The sequence below is a fragment of the Castellaniella sp. genome (assembly GCF_047971665.1).
Classification (GTDB): domain Bacteria; phylum Pseudomonadota; class Gammaproteobacteria; order Burkholderiales; family Burkholderiaceae_B; genus Castellaniella.
On the sequence record NZ_JBKEAA010000042.1, the window covers coordinates 1 to 18868 of the forward strand.

Consider the following 18868-nt stretch of genomic DNA (forward strand, 5'->3'; position numbering starts at 1 on the left):
AAAACACATTCACGTTTCAATGTCAAACCCCACAGGCCCCGGCTCATCACCGGGCTTCGCTGCCGACTGCGACTTTCGGATCGGGCGCAATGCCTGCAAATCCTGGGTCCCGGCCTGGCACCGTGTCCTCCCCGATCTGTCGGTAAAACCGTAAAGATCCAGGGTTAACCCGGGTGCCTGGCGGCGAAGAAGCGAGACTATAGCACGCCTTTTTGAAACCAGGCAAATAACCGCATCAAAACATCAAAAAACGATCGACGCGGGTCGATGACGGCCCGGATCTTCCCCGCTCAGGGCAGCCCCCAGGGGCTGCCCTGAGTCCGGGCGCATCGGCGGAAGCGCCCGGGGAGACGGCGTCACAAAGCCTTGAGGGCGGCGGCAACGCCTGCGCCATAGGCAGGATCCGCCTGGCCGCAGTGCTCGATGTGACGCGCCTGCACGTCGGGCGTGACGCCAGCCAGCGCGCGCGCCGTATTGTCAAACAGGATTTGCTGCTGCTCCAGAGTCATCAGACGGAACAACGCACCCGGCTGCGAAAAATAGTCGGTGTCTTCGCGGTGATTCCAGTGATCGGCCGCGCCTTCGAGACTGAGCGGCGGCTCGCGATAGTCCGGCTGCTCGGCCCACTCCCCGGCGAGATTGGGCTGATTGCCTGTCAGGCCGCCATGATTGCCATCCACCCGCATTGCGCCATCGCGGTGATAGCTGCGGAAGGGACAGCGTGGCGCATTGACAGGGATCTGGTGGTGATTGACACCCAGGCGATAGCGTTGCGCGTCGCCATAGGAGAACAGGCGCGCCTGCAGCATCCGGTCCGGCGAAAAGCCGATGCCGGGAACGACATTGGCCGGGGTGAAGGCCGCCTGCTCGACTTCGGCAAAGAAGTTTTCCGGATTACGGTTCAGTTCCAGCACGCCCACCTCGATCATCGGGTAGTCGGCATGCGGCCAGACTTTGGTCAGGTCAAAGGGATTCAGATGATAGCGGCCGGCCTCTTTCTCTGGCATGACCTGGACGAACAGCGTCCAGCGCGGGAATTCGCCCTTGGAAATGCTGTCGTGCAGATCCCGCTGGGAGCTTTCGCGGTCGCAACCGATCAATTCGGCAGCCTGGACGTCGCTCAAGTTGCGGATGCCCTGCCGGGATTTGAAGTGGAATTTGACCCAGAAACGCTCATTGGCGGCATTGATGAAGCTGAAGGTATGGCTGCCGAACAAATGCATGTGGCGGTAGTCGGACGGAATGCCGCGATCGCTCATGACGATGGTGATCTGGTGCAGGGCCTCGGGCAGGCCGGTCCAGAATTCCCAGTTGTTCTGCGCGCTGCGCATGCCGGTGCCCGGGTCGCGCTTGACCGCATGGTTCAGGTCGGGGAATTTGAGCGGATCACGGAAAAAGAACACCGGGGTGTTGTTGCCGACCAGATCCCAGTTGCCCTGCTCGGTATAGAACTTGAGGGCGATGCCGCGGATATCGCGCTCGGCATCGGCTGCGCCACGCTCGCCGGCCACGGTGGAAAAGCGGGCGAACATCGGGGTCTGCTTGCCGATCTCGGAAAAAAGCGCGGCGCGGGTGTAGCGCGTAATGTCATGGGTGACCGTCAAGGTCCCGTAGGCGCCCGCACCCTTGGCATGCATGCGGCGCTCAGGAATCACCTCGCGATCAAAGTGGGCAAGTTTTTCAAGCAGCCAGACATCCTGCAGCAAGGCCGGGCCGCGCGGACCCGCAGTCAGAATGTTCTGGTTATCGACAACAGGCGCACCAGCAGCGGTGGTCAGTTTTTTCATGTGAATCTCCTGTGCGACGGCGGCATCACGAAGACAACGCCAGATCGGGGGGGGAACGCGGAACCGGCAGCGCGGGTTCCTCATGAAAGACAGTCTACCGAGGCCTGATAGATAAATAAAATTGAATATTTCTCTTATTTTGATAGTGATTGACTATACATCGAACATGCCCGCTATCGAGCGGACGCGCCGGAACCGGGATCAGGTCGGCAGCTCGGTCGTTTCCTTGATCGACTGTAGTGCAAAGCTGCTGCGGATGTCGACGACCGCCGGATGCCGCATCAGGGTGTCCATGGCAAAACGGGAAAAGGCCGCCAGATCCTGGACCTGAACCCGCAACAGATAGTCCATGTCACCCGACATGGCATAGCACTGGACGACTTCCGACCAGCTCTGGACATCACGGGCGAAGGCGGACATGGCGCCATGCTCGGCACGATGCGACTTGTCCAGCTGGACAAAGACGTAGGCCAGCAGTCCCAGGCCGAGCTTGGCTGGATCCGCCAGCGCGACATAGCGGCGAATATAGCCCTGGTCCTCGAGACGCTTGACGCGACGCAGGCAGGGACTGGGCGACAGGGCCACCCGCTGGGCCAGCTCCTGATTGCTGATTCTGCCATCACTTTGCAGATGCGTCAGAATCAGTCGATCCGTCCGATCCAGGTCGTCGTTGGGCATCATATTGTTTAAACCATGAATTATTGGATGGGCGATTGCGTCGTGGTAAGGAATCGTACCGCATGTTTGCAATCTTTCCCCCCGTTGTTTTCCCTAGAATCTAGAAAGGCCTCCATGCCTCGTCATCGGCTGGACGCCCTCTCTAAAGGGCGCCTTCGACCCGGTGCGGCCGGCGGCAAAAACGACAGACCCCCTACCGGAGACACTCATGACCGCAACATTCACCCCTTGGGACAATCCCATGGGCACCGCAGGCTTCGAATTCGTGGAATACACGGCCGAAGACCCCGCCGCGCTGGGCCGCGTGTTCGAGACGCTGGGATTCCGGGCCATCGCCCGGCACCGCAAAAAAGCCGTCACGCTGTACCGCCAGGGTTCGATCAATTTTCTGGTCAACGCGGAACCCGATTCCTTTGCGCAGCGCTTCGCACGCCAGCACGGCCCCTCGATCTGCGCCATCGGCCTGCGCGTGCAGGACGCGGCCCGCGCCTACAAGCTGGCGCTGGAGCGCGGCGCCTGGGGCTTCGACTCGCACAGCGGCCCCATGGAACTCAACATCCCCGCCATCAAGGGGATCGGTGATTCCCTCATCTATCTGGTGGATCGTTGGCGCGGCAAATACGGCCATGGCGGGATCGGCGACATCGGGATCTACGATGTGGATTTCGAGCCTCTGGACCACGCCACGGCCCAGGATGACCTGCGCCATCCCGGCGCCGGCCTGCTCAGCATCGATCACCTGACTCACAATGTGCATCGCGGCCGCATGGAAGAATGGGCCGAATTCTACGAGCGCATCTTCAATTTCCGCGAAATCCGCTATTTCGACATCGAGGGCCAGCTGACCGGCGTGAAATCCAAGGCCATGACCTCGCCCTGCGGCCTGATCCGCATCCCCATCAACGAGGAAGGCAGCGAGACCCCCGGCCAGATCCAGGAATACCTGGATCAATACCGGGGCGAAGGCATCCAGCACATTGCCCTGTCGACGGACGATATTCACAAGACCGTGGAACAGCTGAGCCGCCAGGTCAAATTTCTGACCACCCCGGATACCTATTATGAGTTGCTGGACGGGCGGCTGCCGGGCCACGGAGAAGACGTAGAACGCCTGCGCCGCAACAGCATCCTGCTCGATGGGGCGCCTGGCGGAGGACTGCTGCTGCAGATTTTCACCGCGAACCAGATCGGCCCGATCTTCTTCGAGATCATCCAGCGCAAGGGCAACGACGGATTCGGCGAGGGCAATTTCAAGGCGCTGTTCGAATCCATCGAACTCGACCAGATCCGCCGGGGCGTGCTACAAACCTGAGGCACGCGACCCGATGAGGCCCGGGCCGGTCACATCGCGAGGGCCCGGCCCGGGCCTCTCGCAATCGCGCCATGGCCGCCGGGCGCATCCTACAGTGCCGTGATGCGGCCCGCCCGATGGCGCCACAATCCTTGCGGAACCCTGGCATGCTTCATTATCCGAATACCATCCGGCTGCGCAGCACGCGCATGTTTCTGACGATCACGCGCATCATGCTGCCGGTGATGGTGATCGTCTACATCGCTGATCGCCTGGGCCTGGTGCGCATGGTCGGCGAGGCCCTGACCCCGGCCATGGCGCTGCTCGGGCTGCCGCCCGAAGCCGGCATCATCTGGGCCACCACGGTCCTGACCAACATCTATGGCGGCATGGCCTCGATGGCCGCGCTGTCGGACGGCATGCAGATGACGGTGGCCCAGGTCAGCGCCCTGGGGGCCATGATGCTGTTCGCGCACAATCTCCCAACCGAGCAGTCCGTCGTGCGGCGCGCCGGCGCCAGCGCACTGGTGACGGGCGCGTTGCGCCTCATCGTTGCGCTCCTCTATGGCGCGGCCGTCAGCTGGGTCTGCAAAGCGCTGGGCTGGCTGCAGGAGCCTGTTTCGCTGGCCTGGATGCGGCAGGACGCCGGGCTGACCCAGGGGCCTCCGGATTTCTGGCCCTGGGTGCTGTCCACGCTGCAATCGCTGGCGCTGGTCTTTGCCGTCATCGTCGGCCTGGTGGTGCTGCTGGACGTGCTCGAACGCCTGGGCATCACGCAATTCGTGACCCGGCTGCTGACACCCGTGCTGCGCTTGTCCGGTCTCGAGGAACGCGCGGCCCCTCTGACCACGGTCGGTGTGCTGCTGGGCCTGGCTTATGGCGGCGCGCTCATCATCGAGGCCGCCGAACGCGAGAACTACAGTCCGCGCACGCGGCTGCTGGCCCTGTCCTGGCTGTCGCTGTGCCATGCGCTGATCGAGGACACGCTGCTGATTCTGGCGCTGGGCGCCAACCTGTGGGTGATCCTGGTGTTCCGCGGGCTGGCGACCCTGGGCGTGCTGGCGGCGCTGGCGGCGCTGACACGACCCGGCACCACCTGGGGCCGCAGACTGGCGGCCCCAGCGCAATGAATCCCTAGACAACCCGCCCCCGCCGCGGGCCTCAACGCAACAGCTGTGCATAGCGCTGGCGGAATTTCGCCAGCTTGGGCGCGATGATGAACTGGCAATACCCCTGGCCCGGATTGCGCCGGTAGTATTCACGATGCACAGCCTCGGCCGGCCAGAAGGCGCCGGCCGCCTCGATCCGGGTGACGATCGGCGCATCGAACGCCGCTTGCGCCTCGTCGCACACGGTTTCGGCCAGGACGCGCTGAGCCTCGTCCTGACAGAAAATGACCGAAGCGTACTGCGGCCCCACATCGTTGCCCTGACGATCGGGCGTGGTCGGATCGTGCGTACCGAAAAAGACTTCGAGCAACGTGCGATAGGCGACCTTTTCCGGATCGAAGGCGACCTGGACCGTCTCGACATGGCCGGTATCCTGGCGGCAGACCTGTTCGTAGGTCGGATGGTCGATATGGCCGCCACAATAGCCAGGGCGCACATCCAGCACGCCGTCCAGCGCATTGAAGACGGGTTCCAGGCACCAGAAGCAGCCCCCGCCGAAAATCGCGGTCTGGAACACCGTGTTTTTCAGATTTTCCATCTCGCCATCCTCGATTCGAACCCACAGCACCGCCCTCACGGCCGGACCGCAGGGACCTCCTTGAGCGACAGGATCCATAACGCCAGACGCCGCGCATCAATGTCGGACAGGCGCGTCTGGGCCGGCATGGGAATCGCCCCCCACTGGCCCCGGCTGCCTTTGCGCATGGCGCTGACCAGATGATCGGCGGATTCGGGCCGCCCCTGGAAGCGCTCGGCAATGGCGCGGAACGGCGGCCCCACCCGGCGCACATCGACCTGATGACAGCCCAGGCACTGGCGCTGCCCGGCCAGCGCCAGACCTTCCGTCGCCGTCGGCCCGGCAGCACGCGCCTGCGTTGCGCTCAGCGCCAGCATGCCCGCAAGCATCACGCCCATTGCCTTGTCGCGCACCGCCATCGTCCGATCCCGCCCCGCCCTGTCCTGTTCCGTCCTGCGTCCGGGCCCCGGCCCGATCGCAAAAGACCGGTCAGCATTCTCCCGCATGATCACGTTATTATCCATGATTGTTTTCCCTTCTGGCCGCCCTCATGCCTTTTCCCCACATCAATCCTGTCGCCCTGCAGATCGGCCCCCTGGCAATCCACTGGTACGGCCTCATGTACCTGGCCGGCTTCGGTCTGGCCTGGCTGCTGGGGCGCTGGCGCATCCAGCATGCGCCCACCCCCGCCGGACTGACGCTGCGCGACCTCGAGGACATCATCTTCTACGGCGTGCTGGGCGTGGTGCTGGGCGGACGCCTGGGCTATGTGCTGTTCTATAAATTCGACGACTATCTGGCCCACCCGTTGGCGATCTTCGAGGTCTGGCAAGGCGGGATGTCCTTCCATGGCGGCCTGATCGGCGTGACGCTGGCCATGCTGTATTTCGCCCGCAAGCGCGGGCAGCCGCTGCTGACGATCGGCGATTTCATCGCGCCCCTGATCCCCCTGGGCCTGGCCGCCGGCCGGTTGGGGAATTTCATCAACGGCGAGCTCTGGGGCCGCCCCACGGACCTGCCCTGGGGCATGATCTTCCCGGGGGCGCAGGACGGCACGCCGCGACACCCCTCGCAACTGTACGAAATGGCGCTCGAGGGATTTGCCCTGTTCGTCCTGATGTGGTGGTTCGCCCGCAAGCCGCGCCCGATGGGTCAGGTCAGCGCCGTCTTTCTGATGGGCTACGGACTGTTCCGGTTTCTGATGGAATTCACCCGCGAGCCGGACGATTTTCTGGGGCTGCTCACAGGCGGTCTGTCGATGGGCCAGATTCTTTCGCTGCCCATGATCCTGATCGGTCTGGTCCTGTTCATCTGGGCCGCAAAGCGATCATCCCGGGCGCCGTCACGTTGAGCCATGAGCGCCCGCCCTCGGCGGGCGCCATCGTGGGCAGGCCTGCGCCACAAAAAGACGAAAGCTCGTTGCGATCACAACGAGCTTTCTGGGAAATGCCCCGCCTGTGCCGTCTAGGCCGGCATCCCGGAACCGAGGGTTCACGGTGGTCGCCATCAGTCAGACTTCGGGCCGTCCAGTGAAGGCAGCGCTCCTATCTGTCAATCCAGCAACCTATGCCTATAGCATTGGTTCAAGGAATGTGTGGCCAGGTCACGAACACGGCAGGGACTTAAACGACCGGATGACCTGGCGCATCCGGAAAGTAACGGGTCAAACGGCAGTGCCCAACACATCATCGAGCATGTCGTTCATAGACTCGATTTTACCCTTGAAATCACCCAAGGCAACATTGCCGAGCGGACCATCTGGCGCGCGCATGCTGAGCAATTCATTGGCAATCTGGATGGCCGCCATCACCGCGATGCGTTCGTTGCTGGCGATCTTGCCGGCGCCCTTGATGGCCAGCATGCGCTGATCGACCAGCCGCACGGCGGACAACAGGGCGTCCTTTTCTTCGGGGGGGCAGGCCAGCGAATAATCGCGGCCGAGGATGGCGACGTCGACGCGTTCCATGGTTTCGCGACTCCTTGATAAACGAGAAACAGTCCCTAGGCCTGCGCGCCGGGCAGGCGCTCGAGGATGAGCTCGATCTGCTGCTGGGCGCCGGAGGCCGCCTCGCGCAGACGATCGCGGTCGGATTCGACCTGGGTCAGGCGACGTTGCAGGGAATCGGAGCGGATTTGATGATCGCGCACCTCGGATTCCAGCGCCGCCCGATGCTGGCTGGACTCATCGCGCGCGGCCTGGAGCTCCCGGTCATGGTGCGCGAGCCGCTCGGACATGCGGGTGAATTCCTGGCCTTCGCGCAGTTGCTGGTCTTTCAGGGTCTGGCATTCCTGTTCGAGCTGCCGGATCCTGGCCTGCAGGGCGGCACGTTCGGATTGCAGATCGCGCGCAAGTTGGGCGACTTGGCGGATGCGCTGAGACAAGGCGTCGAGGTCTTGGAGCATGCGGTCAAACCTTTGGGAGTGCCGGCGCAATGCGCCATGAAAGGAATTGAATCATACTTGTTTCAGGTCGTGGGGGTTTCAGAACCCGCAGCGCCACCATGCTGTCCGGCGCGCCGAAGGCCCCGGTGACGCAGGTAGCGGTTCTCGCGCCCCCGGCGAAACAGCAGACCGGAGAGTTCGTTGAGCGCCAAGGAATAGACCTCGCGCTTGAATTCGATCACCGCCTCCAGCGGCACCCAGTAGGCGTTCCAGCGCCAGGCGTCGAACTCGGGCGTGTCGGTCGCGCGCAAGCTGACGTCGCTGTCGCGCCCCACCATGCGCAACAGGAACCAGATCTGTTTCTGGCCCTTGTAGTGGCCACGCAACTCGCGGCGCACATAATGGTCCGGCACGGTATAGCGCAACCAGTCCCGGGTCCGTCCCAGAATGCGCACATGTTCGGCACGCAGGCCGGTTTCCTCGTGGAGTTCGCGGTACATCGCCTGCACGGGTGTCTCGCCGTGCTTGATGCCCCCTTGGGGGAACTGCCACGCGTGTTCCCTGATGCGCTTGCCCCAGAAAACCTCGTTTTTCTGGTTCACGAGAATGATGCCGACATTCGGACGGTAGCCTTCGCGATCCAACATGGGGCCACCTCGGTTGTGAATTCAATACAATTACCGTCGATTATACGTACCAACCGGAATCCCTACCATGCGCGCCAGCCAGTACCACCTGAACACCCTGAAGGAAGCCCCCGCCGAGGCCGAAGTCGTCAGCCATCAGTTGATGACGCGGGCGGGCATGATCCGGAAGGTCGCCGGGGGCGTCTACACCTACATGCCGATGGGCCTGAAGATTCTGCGCAAGATCGAATCCATCGTGCGCGAGGAAATGAACCGCGCCGGTGCCATCGAGGTGCTGATGCCGGTCGTGCAACCTGCGGAACTGTGGCAGGAATCGGGCCGCTGGGAACAATACGGCGCAGAACTGCTGCGCATCAAAGACCGTCACCAGCGCGATTTCGTGCTGCAGCCGACCTCCGAAGAAGTCATCACCGATATCGCTCGCAACGAAATCCACAGCTGGCGCCAGCTGCCGCTGAATTTCTATCACATCCAGACAAAATTCCGCGACGAGCGCCGCCCGCGCTTCGGCCTGATGCGCGGGCGCGAATTCATCATGAAGGACGCCTATTCCTTCGACATCGACGCGGACGCGGCGCAGGCCAGCTACGACGCCATGTACGCGGCCTACCAGCGCATCTTCACGCGGCTGGGCCTGACGTTCCGCGCCGTGGCGGCCGACACCGGCTCGATTGGAGGCTCGCGCAGCCACGAGTTCCAGGTGATTGCCGACACCGGCGAGGACCTGATCGTCTACAACCCGGATTCGGACTACGCCGCCAACATCGAACTGGCCGATGCCCCCTGCCTCCTGGCCGAGCGCGAGCCGGCGCGCGAGTCCATGGAAAAGCGCGCCACGCCCGAAGCCCCCAAGTGCGAGATCGTGGCCGAACAGCTGGATATCCCGCTGTCGCGCACGGTCAAGTCCGTGATCCTGGCGACCGACCCCGCCGAAGGCCCCGCCCGCCTGTGGCTGCTGCTGATCCGGGGCGATCATGAAACCAACGAGGTCAAGGTCAGCAAACTGCCCGGGTTTGGCGACGGCCACCGCCTGGCGACCGAAGCCGAGATCGACGCGGTCTTCCACTGCGCACCCGGCTACCTAGGCCCGGTCGGCCTGGACCCGGAAGCCATTACCGTGATTGCCGATCGCACCGTCTCCCATATGGGAGACTTCGTCTGCGGCGCCAACGAGGCCGGCTACCACCTCAGCGGCGTGAACTGGGGCCGCGACCTGCCCGAACCGGCCCTGGTTGCCGACCTGCGCAACGTCGTGGCGGGCGACCCCGATCCGAACGGCGGCGCGCTGGCCATCCAGCGCGGCATCGAGGTCGGACACGTGTTCTTCCTCGGAGACAAATACTCGCGCGCCCTGAATGCGACGTTCCTGGGCACGGACGGCAAGCCGGCGGTACTGCAAATGGGCTGCTACGGGATCGGCGTCAGCCGGATCTCGGCCGCGGCCATCGAGCAGAATCACGACGAACGCGGCATGATCTGGCCATGCGCCATCGCGCCGTTCGAGGTCGTGCTGTGCCCCATCGGCATCGGCAAGAGCGAGGCCGTGCGCGAGGCCGCCGAATCGTTGTACCAGGCCCTGCAAGCGCGCGGCGTCGATGTGATCCTGGACGATCGCGATGCCCGGCCCGGTATCATGTTCGCCGACTGGGAACTGATCGGCGTGCCGCTGCGTGTGACCCTGGGCGAACGCGGGCTGAAAGACGGCGTCGTCGAAATCCAGGGGCGACGCGACGCGCAGGCGCAACGCATCGCCCTGCCCGACGCACTGGCCCATGTCCTGGAACAGCTAGAATCCCTGTAGACTGCGGCATCTGGCTCACGGGCGCTCTCGGTATTGCGCCCGTGTCACAACGCCTCACCAAAAAATGAATCCGGATCGACCCAATCTCCCCGGCGAACTGACCATTCGCGTATATTACGAGGACACCGACACGGGTGGTGTCGTGTACTACGCGAACTACCTCAAATTCTTCGAACGCGGCCGCACGGAATGGCTGCGCGCGCTCGGAATGGATCAACACACTCTGGCGACACAGGAGCAGATGATTTTTGTGGTCAAGCATGCGGATATTGCCTACCGGCAACCCGCCCGCCTGGATGACTGCATCCTGGTCCGAACCTCAGTCACCGGCCTGGGCGCCTCGACGATCCGGTTTGGCCAGCAGGCCCTGCGCGGTGACACACTGCTCGCCACCGCAGACATCCAGATCTGCACGGTGCATGCCCAAAGCTTCAAACCCATCCGGCTTTCCCCCTCCATCAGGAACCAATTAGAAAGGGCCCTTCATTAACCATGCAAGCCTCCAGCGATTTGTCGTTGCTGTCCCTCGTCGGCAACGCCAGCCTGCCCGTCCAGATCGTCATGCTGATTCTGCTCGGCCTCTCGATCCTGTCCTGGGCCTACATCTTCAGCAAGCGCGCGGCCCTGCGACGGGCCGATGAGCAGACCCGACGCTTCGAAGACGATTTCTGGGCCGGCGGCGACCTCACGGTCCTGCAACAGGCCATCGCCAGCCGCCGCGACGAGCATGGCGCGCTGGCGCGCATCTTCGACGCCGGCATGACTGAATTCGTCAAGGCGCGCCGCTCCTCCAGCCGGGGTGACACCTTGCTGGACGCGCCCCGACGCGCCATGAAGGCCGCCTTCCAGCGCGAAATGGACAGCCTGGAATCACACCTGAACTTTCTCGCCTCCACTGGCTCGGTCAGTCCCTATATCGGTCTGTTGGGCACGGTCTGGGGGATCATGCACGCCTTCATGGGTCTGTCGACCATGCAGCAGGCCACCCTGGCGGCAGTGGCGCCCGGGATCGCCGAGGCCCTGATCGCGACTGCCATCGGCCTGTTCGCCGCCATCCCGGCCGTGCTGGCCTACAACCGCTACACCAACCAAATCGACCGCTTGTCGATCCGCTTCGAGAGCTTCGTCGAGGAATTCCTGAACATTCTCCAGCGTCAGGTGCATTGACATGACTTCGCTAGGCAACCGTCGCTCACGCCGGATGAAGAACGACATCAATGTCGTCCCCTACATCGACGTCATGCTGGTCCTGCTGGTGATCTTCATGGTCACGGCGCCCATGATCACGCCGGGCCAGATCGAACTGCCTTCGGTCGGCACGGCCTCCGATGTGCCCGTCCAGCCCATCGAGATCCAGATCGACGCCCAGGGCGTCCTTGCCTTGCGGGTGCGCGAAGGCGGCGCCTCGTTCAGATCCATCGACAAGGCCAACCTGCTGGCCGAAGTGCGGGCCATCGCAACCGCCGATACACCGGTCGTGATTTCCGCCGACGGCAAAGTGCCCTACGAATCCGTCATGCAAGTCATGGATCAGTTGCGCAACGGCGGAATCGGCAAGCTGGGACTCCTGGTCAATCAGAACGCGCCCGCCACGCGCTGACATTCACCTCATGACTTTGTTCGACCGTTACACCGGCACAGATTCCAGCGACGACACGCGCGACACGAAGCGCGGCCTGCTCTTCTCTCTGGTCGCCCATGGACTGCTGCTCCTGCTGATGGTGGTGGGCTTCGCCACGGCCCCGGACAATCCGGGCCCCGTCCAGGTTGAACTCTGGGCGCAAGGGACGGTCGCCGACGCCGCCACGCCACAGGATCAGCCCAAGGAAAAACAGCCGGACCCCCAACCTGAGCCGGATCCCAAGCCCACGCCGCCCGAACCGGATGACAGCGCGCGTCAGGCCGCCCAGGCCGAAGCCCAGCGGCAGGCGCAACTGGCCGCTCAGGCCCAGGCGCAGTTGGCCGAGGCTCAGGCCCGCGCCGCCGCAGCGGCCCAGGCAAAGGCCGATGCTGAGATCGCACTGGCCAAGGAACGCAAAGCGCGCGAAGACATGGAACGCCGTCTGGCTGAACAGGCGGCCCAGGAAAAGGCCCAAAAAGAAGCGGCTGAAAAGGCTGCTGCCGAGAAAGCCGCCAAGGAAAAGGCCGCCGCCGAAAAGGCCGCTGCCGAAAAGGCCGCTGCCGAAAAGGCCGCCGCCGAAAAGGTCGCCGCCGAAAAGGCCGCTGCCGAAAAGGCCGCCGCCGAAAAGGTCGCTGCCGAAAAGGCTGCCGCTGACAAAGCCGCCAAGGAAAAGGCCGCCGCCGAGAAGGCCGCTGCTGAAAAGGCCGCGCGGGCAAAGGCTGAAAAAGAAGCCGAAGCAAAACGTCAGGCCCTCAGGGCCGCCATGCGTGGCGATGCCCTGGAAGCCGCCGGCATCCCCAGCGGCGGCGCTGACCGCAACCAACGAGGCGGCGGTGGCAATGACGGCTACGGGGCCAAGGTGCGTGCCTGCGTCAAACGCGGCGTGGTCTACAACGTCCCCCCCCGCAACGGCTCGGCCAACCCGACAGCCAGCTTCCGCACCCGACTGAGATCCAATGGGCAAGTCCAGTCGGTCGATCTGACCCGCTCTTCGGGCAATCCCCGTTTCGACGATGCCGTCCAGAAGGGGATTCTGGCCTGCTCTCCCTTCCCGAAACCGCCTGGCGGCAAGTATCCGTCGTATATTGACGTGGACTACCGCATGTACGACTAAGGAGATCGTTACCATGACCGTATTCACAGCCTCCGGCTTCATCGGGCGCTTCTGGCGGCGCGCCGCCATGGCCGGCCTGGGCGCCGCGCTGACTGTCGCAGGCGTCTCCACCGCCCACGCTCAGTTGCGTGTCGATATTTCCGGCGTCGGCGCCACCCAGTACCCGATCGCCATCGCCGATTTCGCGGGCTCGACCAGCGCCACCTCGGTTCCCGAAGTCATCCGCGCCGATCTGACCCGCTCCGGCCAGTTCCGTCTGATCGGCACATCGGGCGCCGCACTGGACGTCCAGAGCAAGATCGACCATGGCGCCTGGCAGGCGCGCGGCGCCGACTATCTGGCGTACGGAACAATCGCGCAGAATGGCAGCCGCTACACGGTCAGCTACCGTCTGGTGGACAATGTCCGCAAGACCGAACTGGACCAGGCGTCCTTCAACGGGACCGAAGCTGAAATGCGCCGGATTTCGCACCGGATCGCCGACCGGATCTACGAAAAAATCACCGGGGTACGCGGCGTGTTTTCGACCCGGATCGCCTATGTGTTGCAGACCGGCAACGGCTATGAGTTACAAATTGCTGATGCCGATGGCCAGAATCCGCAGGTGATGCTGCGCTCGAAGCAATCGATCATCTCGCCGGCCTGGTCGCCTGACGGCTCGCGGCTGGCCTATGTCAGCTTTGAATCGGGCAAATCCGTGATCTATGTGCAGACCCTGGCGACCGGCCAGCGCCAGCCCGTGTCCAACTACAAGGGCAACAACAGCGCGCCCGCCTGGTCGCCCGATGGCAATCGCATGGCGATCGTGCTCTCAAGAGACGGCATCTCCCAGATATACACCATCAACGCTCATGGCTCCGACCTGCGCCGGGTGATGCGATCCCCCCTGATCGACACCGAGCCCCGGTTCACCCCGGACGGCCAGTCCCTGATCTTCACCAGCGACCGGGGCGGCAGCCCGCAGATTTACAAAGTGTCAGCAGGTGGAGGCGATGCGCAGCGCCTGACCTTCTCGGGAAGTTACAATATTTCACCCAGGGTCTCGCCGGATGGACAGCAACTGGTGTACGTTACTCGCAGGAACGGTGCCTTCAGGATTGCAAGCCTCGCCTTGAATTCGGGTTCAGAACAGATTCTGACGGATGGTCCCGACGACCAATCCCCCAGCTATGCGCCCAATGGAATGCAGGTGCTTTACAGCGCCATCCAGAACGGCCGCAGCGTACTGGCGGTGACCTCGATCGATGGCCGTGTGCGCCAGACGCTTTCGGTACTCAACGGCAAGGTCCGCGAGCCAGCCTGGGGCCCTTTCACAAATTGATTTTCCGTGTGACTCTTCATTCTTCTTTATAAGGACATTAAATGAGCTCGCGCATCACCAGGACTCTGACCATCGCCGCCATCGCCGCCTCGCTGGCCGCCTGCAGTTCCGTGCCGCTGGACCAAAGCGGCGCGAATGGCAACGGCACCGATTCGGGGTCCGCTGGGCCAGTCATGGATCCCTTCAATCCGCAAAGCCCGCTCGCGCAACAACGCTCGGTCTACTTTGACTTCGACAGCTACACGGTGCCTGAACAATACCGCAGCGTCGTCGAAATGCATGCCCAATACCTGACCAGCCACCAAGGCCAGAAGGTCCGCGTCGAAGGCAACACCGACGCACGCGGCAGCACCGAATATAATCTGGCTCTGGGCCAGCGCCGTTCGGATGCCGTGACACGCATGATGACCCTGATGGGTGTCAATGCCAACCAGATCGAAGCGATCAGCTTCGGCAAGGAACGTCCCAAGGCCCTGGGCAACACCGACGCCGATTACGCCGAGAACCGCCGCGCCGACATCGACTACCAACGTTGATATCCGCCTGGCAGTGACAGCGCCGTAGCGGCTTCCGCTACGGCGTTTTTGCTTCGCTGCCTCCCACGACGAATCGCCCCTTGGGAGGCCGCGCGCGGAGGGAGTCCGCGCAGCATGGGGCCTTTTTCATTTGGACCGAGACTCATGACCGCACCGACCCACCGCTTGCATGCCTTTTCCGCCTCCCTCCTGCTGGCGCTGGCGCTGGCCACCCCAACGGCGCACGCCTTTTCCGACGATGAGGCGCGCCGCGCCATCCTCGACCTGCGCACCCAGATCAAGCAAATGAACGACCAGAACCAGCAGGCCCGGTTGCAGCTGGCCGACCAGATGGATCTGCTGCGCCAGGAAATCGCCACGCTGCGTGGCCGCGTCGAGGAACTGAGCCAGCGCGCGCCCTCGGCGGGCGGCAACGCGCCCCAGACCACGCAGACCGGCGACCCTCAGGAACAAGCGGTCTACGAGTCCGCCGCCGATCAATATCGCAATGGCCGCTACAAAGAGGCCGCGTCCGGCTTTTCGGACTTTCTCCAATCCTATCCGGACAGCAAGCTGACGGGCGACGCCCTGTTCTATCTGGGCAGCAGCCAGTATGCCTCCAAGGATTTCAAGAGATCCATCCAGACCATGCAATCGCTGGTGAAAAACCGCCCCAACGATCCCCGCGCCCCGGATGCCTTGCTGGTCATGGCCGCCGACCAGATCGAGATCAATGACATGAAGGGCGCCAAGGCCAGCTTGCAACGCATCATCAAGGACTATCCCAACAGCGCCTCCGCCGAAACGGCCAAAAGCCGCCTGAAACTGCTGTAATGCCGGCGCCACACACCGAGCTGCCGCATCACGTCCTGCCGCTGCCCGACGGTACCCTGCACTACACCCAGGCCGGCGACGGCGAGCCGATCCTGCTGATCCACGGCTCGCTCTGCGATGACCGATACTGGCGCTGGCAGTACCCGGCGCTCTCCGAGATGCATCGAGTCATCGCCCCCAGCCTGCGCGGCTGCTGGCCCGACGCGCAGGCGCATCCCCGCGCAGACTACGCGATCGACCGCCATGCCGCTGATCTGGCGCAGCTGCTGCGCGCGATGGACACACGGGGCGGCGCGCACGTGGTCGGTCATTCACGAGGAGCCCATGTGGCTCTGGCCCTGGCGATCCAGGCGCCCGAACTGTGCCGGTCGCTGACGCTGGCCGATCCGGGATTCCGTTTCACGGACGAGCCGGAAACGCCGGTCTTTTACGCCGACGCTGTGCAACGGCTGCAGGCCGGAGACGCCGAAGGCGCCGTCGAACTGTTCATCGACACCGTGAACGGTCCCGACACCTGGCGCAAGATGGTCGGCTGGTTCAAGGACATGGTCCGGGACAACGCAGCCACCCTGCTGTCACAAATCAAAGAAGCCAACCTGCCGGTCGATCCGCAGGATGCCGCCCCCCTGACCTGTCCGGTGCTGCTGGTCGGCGGCGCGCAGAGCCCGGCCCGGTACGGCACCCGCCAGGACCGGTTGCAACAGCTGCTGCCCCAGGCCCGGCGCACGCGCATCGCCCTGGCCGCTCACGGCATGAATCTGGCCAATCCCCGGTCCTTCAACCGCACGATTCTGGAATTCGCCACGACCGCCTGAGCCCGCTGTCGCAGGCAGGCGGGCAGACTGGCCCTTGACCCTTGCCCGCACCGGCCGTCGCGACCTGCGCCAGCCGCAGCACCCCGCACGACATCGCGGTGCGGTGCGGTGCGGTCGATCAGTGTTTCATGTGTCCGGACATGCCCTGCCCGCTCTTGGGCGGCAAGGCTTTGGGCGACTTGATTTCGCAGGTTGCGGTAAAGCCCTCGCCATTGGCCAGCGCGAAATCCAGCCGCACGGCGTCGCCGATCTTCAGGCCTTCGCGAGGCTTTTCGAGCATCAGGTGGTAGCTGCCCGGCTTGAACACCAGGTCCTTGCCGGCCGCAATGGCAACCCGATGCACCATGGCCATCTTGCTCATTCCGCCGGATTCGGTGGTTTCGTGCAGCATCACCATCCCGTAGTCGGGCGAACTCGCGCCCGTCAGCACGACATCGGCCGATCCCGCATTGTGCGCCACGAGGAACCCGCCGGATGGGGCCGGAGACGGCAACAACCGGATCCAGCAGTCGGACGCGGTCACCGTGGCGGATGTCCTGGCCGGCGAAGCCGGCATGCTGCGCCCTTGCCCCCAGGCCGAAGTTGCCAGCAGCAGACCAGCCGAAATGCCCAATGTACGCGTCAAAAGTTTCTTCATTTCACTACCTGATGATATGACCCGCGGACCGCCTGCGCAGCCCTGCGGCAGAACCGGCCGCCACATGGGCCGACACGGCCGGATCGCCTCAAACCGGTCCGGCCGGGCCAGTGTACTATGGGCTTTTCGACCCCACGTTGCGCCATGCTCAAGCCACTCGAAAACACTCCTGAACCCGGAATCCCAGACACCTCGACCTCCAAGGCGCACATCAGCCTCGAGGAATTCCGTGAGCTGCTGGACCGGCTGCATCCTTTTGCCGCCGGGCTGGGTATCGAGATCCTGGACATTCAGCACGGACGGGCCACCCTGCGCCTGCCGCCCAACCCGACCAATCAGCGGCTGGGCGGCATCGTCGCCGGCCCGATGCTGATGGGGCTGGCCGATCTGGCGCTGTACGCGGCCGTGGTCGGCGCCACCGGAGTCGCCGAGGCCGTCACTGCCAGCCTGACGATCAATTTCCTGCGCGGCGCGCCGGCCGACGGAATCGTGGCTCAGGCGCGGATATTGAAGACCGGCCGCATGACGGCCGGTGAAGTCCTGCTGCTGCCTGAAAGCGGCGGAGACCCGGTGGCCCAGGTCGTCAGCACCTGGTCGGTGCCCCGCAAAAAAGCCTGAGGACGGCGCGCCGCGCTGACTCCGGCAACCGCGTCAGTTCTTGTTCAGCTTGCCAACCACGCCTTCGACGTAATAGTCCATGGCGTTCAGCCCCTTGTCATCCAGCGCGCCCTGGGTGAGCACCACTTTGCCTTCGTTGGTCTTGATCGGCGCGGCGAACACATTCAAGGAGCCATCGGCAATCGCGTCCTCCTTGGCCTTCAGTTCGGTCTTCAGCGCATCATCCACAGCCGGACCAAAGCCTTCGAGCGCGACCATGCCCTCTTTGAACCCACCCCAGACCTGATCGGATTTCCAGGTGCCGTCCAGCATGGCCCGGGCTTCGCGGGTGAAATATTTGCCCCAATGGTGGGTGACCGCGCCCAGCTGGGCGTGCGGGCCGAATTTGAGCATGTCGGAGTGATAGGCGATGGCCCACTTGCCGCGTTCCTCGGCCGCCTGCACGGTCGCCGTCGAATCGGTGTGGTGAGTGACGATATCGGCGCCCTGATCCAGCAGCGCCAGCGCGGCGTCACGCTCCTTGCCGGGATCGAACCAACTGTTGACCATGATGACTCGCACCGTCGCATCGGGCTTGACGCTGCGCAGACCGCGGGTAAAGGCGTTGACACCCTGCAGGACCTCGGGGATCGGATAGGCGGCCACATAGCCCACGATACCGGTCTGGGTCTTGCGTCCGGCCAGAATGCCGGCAACGTAGCGCGCCTGATAGAAGCGGGCGTTGGTGGTGGCCACGTTCGGCGCGGTCTTGTAGCCGGTGGAGTGCACGAACTTCACATCGGGGAACTGCCTGGCCACCTTGATGGTCGGGTTCATGAAGCCGAAAGACGTGGTGAAGATCAGCTTGTTGCCCTGTTGCGCCAGATCGCGGATGACGCGCTCGGCATCCGCGCCCTCGGGCACATTCTCGACATACTGGGTCTTGATCTTGTCGCCCAGCTGCTGCTCCATGTATTTGCGGCCGACATCCTGCTGCCAGGACCATCCGGCCTCGCCCACCGGGCTGACGTAGACGAAACCGATCTTCAGAGGTTCCTGGGCGGCGGCGGGGCCGGCGGCCCAGAGGCATGCCGCCGCAGTAGCGACCGCCAGGGTTTGACGAATCAGACGAGTTTTCATGA

The 18868-nt window shown here is 63.8% G+C and carries 22 protein-coding genes and 1 other RNA gene; 13 read left to right on the top strand and 10 right to left on the bottom strand.

Features of this window, described 5'->3' with window-relative positions; genetic code table 11:
* Positions 1 to 356: 356 nt before the first annotated feature.
* Positions 357 to 1787: a catalase gene (locus tag ACK5JE_RS13035; RefSeq protein ID WP_416802125.1), complete on the bottom strand. Its 1431-nt coding sequence runs from the start codon at positions 1785 to 1787 to the stop codon at positions 357 to 359.
* Between the two features lie 201 nt (positions 1788 to 1988).
* A complete protein-coding gene (locus ACK5JE_RS13040) occupies positions 1989 to 2465 on the bottom strand; it encodes an Lrp/AsnC family transcriptional regulator (protein WP_416802155.1) in 477 nt (158 codons plus the stop codon).
* A 208-nt stretch (positions 2466 to 2673) separates the two neighbouring features.
* Here ACK5JE_RS13040 and hppD point away from each other — a divergent pair, with 208 nt between their 5' ends.
* Together hppD and ACK5JE_RS13050 are read left to right on the top strand one after the other, a co-directional pair.
* Positions 2674 to 3777, top strand: coding sequence for a 4-hydroxyphenylpyruvate dioxygenase (gene hppD, locus ACK5JE_RS13045; RefSeq protein WP_416802126.1), 1104 nt, complete (start codon positions 2674 to 2676; stop codon positions 3775 to 3777).
* Between the two features lie 146 nt (positions 3778 to 3923).
* Positions 3924 to 4886 carry a nucleoside recognition domain-containing protein gene (locus tag ACK5JE_RS13050; protein WP_416802127.1) on the top strand — a complete coding sequence of 321 codons (963 nt, stop codon included), beginning with the start codon at positions 3924 to 3926 and terminating at the stop codon, positions 4884 to 4886.
* Between the two features lie 31 nt (positions 4887 to 4917).
* Here the strand turns inward: ACK5JE_RS13050 and msrA are convergent, their stop codons facing one another.
* Together msrA and ACK5JE_RS13060 are read right to left on the bottom strand one after the other, a co-directional pair.
* On the bottom strand, positions 4918 to 5463 hold the full coding sequence (gene msrA / locus ACK5JE_RS13055) for a peptide-methionine (S)-S-oxide reductase MsrA (RefSeq protein ID WP_416802128.1): 546 nt from the start codon (positions 5461 to 5463) through the stop codon (positions 4918 to 4920).
* A 35-nt stretch (positions 5464 to 5498) separates the two neighbouring features.
* Positions 5499 to 5966: a c-type cytochrome gene (locus ACK5JE_RS13060; protein ID WP_416802129.1), complete on the bottom strand. Its 468-nt coding sequence runs from the start codon at positions 5964 to 5966 to the stop codon at positions 5499 to 5501.
* 26 nt (positions 5967 to 5992) lie between these two features.
* Here ACK5JE_RS13060 and lgt point away from each other — a divergent pair, with 26 nt between their 5' ends.
* Positions 5993 to 6793: a prolipoprotein diacylglyceryl transferase gene (gene lgt, locus ACK5JE_RS13065; RefSeq protein WP_416802130.1), complete on the top strand. Its 801-nt coding sequence runs from the start codon at positions 5993 to 5995 to the stop codon at positions 6791 to 6793.
* Between the two features lie 93 nt (positions 6794 to 6886).
* Here the strand turns inward: lgt and ssrS are convergent.
* The 4 genes from ssrS to ACK5JE_RS13085 all read right to left on the bottom strand — a co-directional run bounded on the left by ssrS (position 6887) and on the right by ACK5JE_RS13085 (position 8471).
* A non-coding RNA gene (gene ssrS, locus ACK5JE_RS13070) (6S RNA) lies at positions 6887 to 7066 on the bottom strand.
* Between the two features lie 39 nt (positions 7067 to 7105).
* Positions 7106 to 7408, bottom strand: a complete 303-nt coding sequence (locus ACK5JE_RS13075; RefSeq protein ID WP_416802131.1) for a cell division protein ZapA — start codon at positions 7406 to 7408, stop codon at positions 7106 to 7108.
* A gap of 35 nt (positions 7409 to 7443) precedes the next feature.
* Positions 7444 to 7845, bottom strand: coding sequence for a hypothetical protein (locus tag ACK5JE_RS13080; protein WP_416802132.1), 402 nt, complete (start codon positions 7843 to 7845; stop codon positions 7444 to 7446).
* A 62-nt stretch (positions 7846 to 7907) separates the two neighbouring features.
* Positions 7908 to 8471, bottom strand: a complete 564-nt coding sequence (locus ACK5JE_RS13085; protein WP_416802133.1) for an RNA pyrophosphohydrolase — start codon at positions 8469 to 8471, stop codon at positions 7908 to 7910.
* Positions 8472 to 8538: 67 nt separating this feature from the next.
* Here ACK5JE_RS13085 and ACK5JE_RS13090 point away from each other — a divergent pair, with 67 nt between their 5' ends.
* From ACK5JE_RS13090 to ACK5JE_RS13130, 9 genes are all read left to right on the top strand, one after another.
* A complete protein-coding gene (locus ACK5JE_RS13090; RefSeq protein ID WP_416802134.1) occupies positions 8539 to 10272 on the top strand; it encodes a proline--tRNA ligase in 1734 nt (577 codons plus the stop codon).
* Between the two features lie 64 nt (positions 10273 to 10336).
* Entirely contained in the window at positions 10337 to 10762 is a 426-nt protein-coding gene (gene ybgC / locus ACK5JE_RS13095) for a tol-pal system-associated acyl-CoA thioesterase (RefSeq protein ID WP_416802135.1), read from the top strand.
* 2 nt (positions 10763 to 10764) lie between these two features.
* Positions 10765 to 11439 (top strand): protein TolQ, encoded by a 675-nt coding sequence (tolQ, locus tag ACK5JE_RS13100; protein ID WP_416802136.1) that lies wholly within the window; start codon positions 10765 to 10767, stop codon positions 11437 to 11439.
* Position 11440: 1 nt separating this feature from the next.
* A complete protein-coding gene (locus ACK5JE_RS13105) occupies positions 11441 to 11872 on the top strand; it encodes an ExbD/TolR family protein (protein WP_416802137.1) in 432 nt (143 codons plus the stop codon).
* A gap of 10 nt (positions 11873 to 11882) precedes the next feature.
* The gene (tolA, locus tag ACK5JE_RS13110; protein ID WP_416802138.1) at positions 11883 to 13007 is read left to right on the top strand and encodes a cell envelope integrity protein TolA; all 1125 of its coding nucleotides are present in this window, start codon (positions 11883 to 11885) and stop codon (positions 13005 to 13007) included.
* Positions 13008 to 13020: 13 nt separating this feature from the next.
* On the top strand, positions 13021 to 14328 hold the full coding sequence (tolB, locus tag ACK5JE_RS13115) for a Tol-Pal system beta propeller repeat protein TolB (RefSeq protein ID WP_416802139.1): 1308 nt from the start codon (positions 13021 to 13023) through the stop codon (positions 14326 to 14328).
* A 41-nt stretch (positions 14329 to 14369) separates the two neighbouring features.
* Positions 14370 to 14864: a peptidoglycan-associated lipoprotein Pal gene (gene pal / locus ACK5JE_RS13120; RefSeq protein ID WP_416802140.1), complete on the top strand. Its 495-nt coding sequence runs from the start codon at positions 14370 to 14372 to the stop codon at positions 14862 to 14864.
* A gap of 144 nt (positions 14865 to 15008) precedes the next feature.
* A complete protein-coding gene (gene ybgF / locus ACK5JE_RS13125; protein ID WP_416802141.1) occupies positions 15009 to 15677 on the top strand; it encodes a tol-pal system protein YbgF in 669 nt (222 codons plus the stop codon).
* Entirely contained in the window at positions 15677 to 16492 is an 816-nt protein-coding gene (locus tag ACK5JE_RS13130; RefSeq protein ID WP_416802142.1) for an alpha/beta fold hydrolase, read from the top strand. Before ybgF ends, ACK5JE_RS13130 begins: the two co-directional genes overlap by 1 nt.
* Positions 16493 to 16610: 118 nt before the next feature.
* Here the strand turns inward: ACK5JE_RS13130 and ACK5JE_RS13135 are convergent, their stop codons facing one another.
* On the bottom strand, positions 16611 to 17129 hold the full coding sequence (locus ACK5JE_RS13135) for a copper chaperone PCu(A)C (RefSeq protein ID WP_416802143.1): 519 nt from the start codon (positions 17127 to 17129) through the stop codon (positions 16611 to 16613).
* Between the two features lie 144 nt (positions 17130 to 17273).
* On the opposite strand from ACK5JE_RS13135, the gene ACK5JE_RS13140 reads away from it, so the two are divergent.
* Positions 17274 to 17747 carry a PaaI family thioesterase gene (locus ACK5JE_RS13140; protein WP_416802144.1) on the top strand — a complete coding sequence of 158 codons (474 nt, stop codon included), beginning with the start codon at positions 17274 to 17276 and terminating at the stop codon, positions 17745 to 17747.
* A 33-nt stretch (positions 17748 to 17780) separates the two neighbouring features.
* Here the strand turns inward: ACK5JE_RS13140 and ACK5JE_RS13145 are convergent, their stop codons facing one another.
* On the bottom strand, positions 17781 to 18866 hold the full coding sequence (locus tag ACK5JE_RS13145; RefSeq protein ID WP_416802145.1) for a BMP family ABC transporter substrate-binding protein: 1086 nt from the start codon (positions 18864 to 18866) through the stop codon (positions 17781 to 17783).
* Positions 18867 to 18868: the final 2 nt, after the last annotated feature.